This is a genomic window from Ruegeria sp. AI3, assembly GCF_056541245.1.
Genome location: NZ_JBQFYA010000041.1, coordinates 1 through 1,834 on the forward strand (window position 1 = coordinate 1; position 1,834 = coordinate 1,834).

The window sequence follows — 1,834 nt, forward strand, 5'->3', positions numbered from 1 at the left end:
TGCTGGAGGTCAACGGGCTTCCGAGGAAGATCGTCATTGACAAAAGCGGTGCTAATACTGATGGCATCAAGGCGATAAATGAGTTGGTCAAGGGCTTTGGTTGTCCGATCCCGATCGAGATGATGAGGCGGAAATACCTCAATAACATCGTCGAACAGGACCACCGTTTCATCAAAAGACGAACCCGCCCGATGCTCGGCTTCAAATCTTTTGCTTCGGCTTCAGCGACTCTCCCGGGCATCGAGGTCGCGCACATGATCCGTAAAGGCCGGTTCACGCCCGGGCTCTGTTCCTTTCAACAGTTCAGAGAACTGCTCGCATAACAAAGCAGGTCAGATGTATTTCCCTGAACTTCGCTAAACTTCGCAACAGAACCATTCGCCAGCACTACGACGTCTGGTTTTAGGCTATTTGCCGAGATCGCAGGATAGGTGCGTCTAGGGTCAGGACTTCGGTAACGGAGGCACCCCAGTCAAGCGGTTTTGCGCACAACAATTGACCCGCCGTAGAGGTTCTTTGATATTCTTGGTGCCGGTCCTGGCTTCTGTCGCGGCCTACGGCTGAGATCCTTTGGGTACATGCTTCGGTTCGTGGTCAGCGCGGCGGCTGCCAACATGATGCTGGTTCGATGTAATTCCGATGTGCCCATCTCATAGGCGTGCTTGATTGAAGTCGGCGACTGTCCTGACCACGGCATCATCGGAACCACGTCCCTGCGGGACCTCAAAGGCCTGCGATCAGGCAGGCAACGGGTGGGGTGTCATCCTGTTAGGCAGGGTTTGGCGCCGCATCTGATTGGAAGGTTGTGCCATCGACCCAAATCCGATGAAGTATGACAGCGATACGGCGTGCGAGGGCGACCATTGCGATTTTGCGTCCGCGCCGCTGCGCGAGTTGGGCTCCCCAGGTTCTCAGCCATGTCGATCGGCCGCGGTTCATCATGACGGTTGCGGCCTGGCACAACGCCCTCCTCAGATTGACGTCACCAGCTTTGGTGATACCGCCTGACAGGTCCCGTTCTCCGGACTGGTTGCGTGAAGGCGTCAAGCCAACCCACGGTCCGACCCGCTTTGAAGATCGAAAGCGGGTTGGATCATCGACAGCTGCGCGGAAGGTCAGTGCGACGACTGCACCGATCCCCGGCATTGTCATCAAACGATGGCACACTGGATCGTCCTGGGCGAGCTGGCGTACCTGTTTCTCAAGGGCTGCCAGTTCTTGTCGCAACGTTGCTCTGGCGCGTAGCATTGGCGCTGTTGCGGTTTCCAGCATCGGATTGCCATCTGCCAATTCCCGAATGCGTGTCTCGAACCTGCCGCGGGAGATCGCACCAACCTTGAGGCCGAAGTTCCGCAGCAGTCCGCGCAACGACATTTCCAGAGCGATCATGTTCTGCTGGATAGCCTTTCGAGCGCCGAGAACCGCCCGGGTTTCCTGAGCAGAGACGGATTTACAGTGGACCGGGCGGAACCAGCCGAGATGAAGAAGGCGTGCAATCCCTTCTGCATCGCGCCGATCCGTCTTGATCGGCATCGCCTTCAGCGCTCCTTTCACCTGCCGTGTTTCCATGAGCACCGCCTCCAGGCCAGCTTCGGTCAGCCCTCTGTGCAGCCATTGCGACAGTGGCCCAGCCTCAAGGCCAATCGCTGCGATACTGCCGTCAAGTTCGTCCAACCAGTGCGCCAGAGCTTCCGGGTCACTTTCAGTCTCCGCCTCTTTGACGATCCGGCCATGCTCGCTTACCACGCACACTGCGGTCTTCGCCAACGACACATCCAATCCGATAAATAGCTTCATCCCGTCATCCTCCATCTAGGGTCAATACGGGAATGGC

The 1,834-nt window shown here is 57.4% G+C and carries 2 protein-coding genes; one reads left to right on the top strand and one right to left on the bottom strand.

All coding sequences use genetic code 11. The features are described 5' to 3' along the window. The coding region (locus ACRZ95_RS22815; RefSeq protein WP_480555659.1) for a DDE-type integrase/transposase/recombinase at nt 1–323 on the top strand (323 nt) is incomplete at its 5' end. Between the two features lie 445 nt (nt 324–768). Here ACRZ95_RS22815 and ACRZ95_RS22820 read toward each other — a convergent pair. Continuing rightward, nucleotides 769–1,797, bottom strand: a complete 1,029-nt coding sequence (locus ACRZ95_RS22820; RefSeq protein ID WP_171567903.1) for an IS110 family RNA-guided transposase — start codon at nt 1,795–1,797, stop codon at nt 769–771. Nucleotides 1,798–1,834 lie beyond the last annotated feature (37 nt).

Coding starts and splice junctions, on each gene's coding strand:
- ACRZ95_RS22820 (WP_171567903.1), bottom strand. CDS start 1,797: ATGAAGCTATTTATCGGATTGGATGTGTCGTTGGCGAAGACCGCAGTG.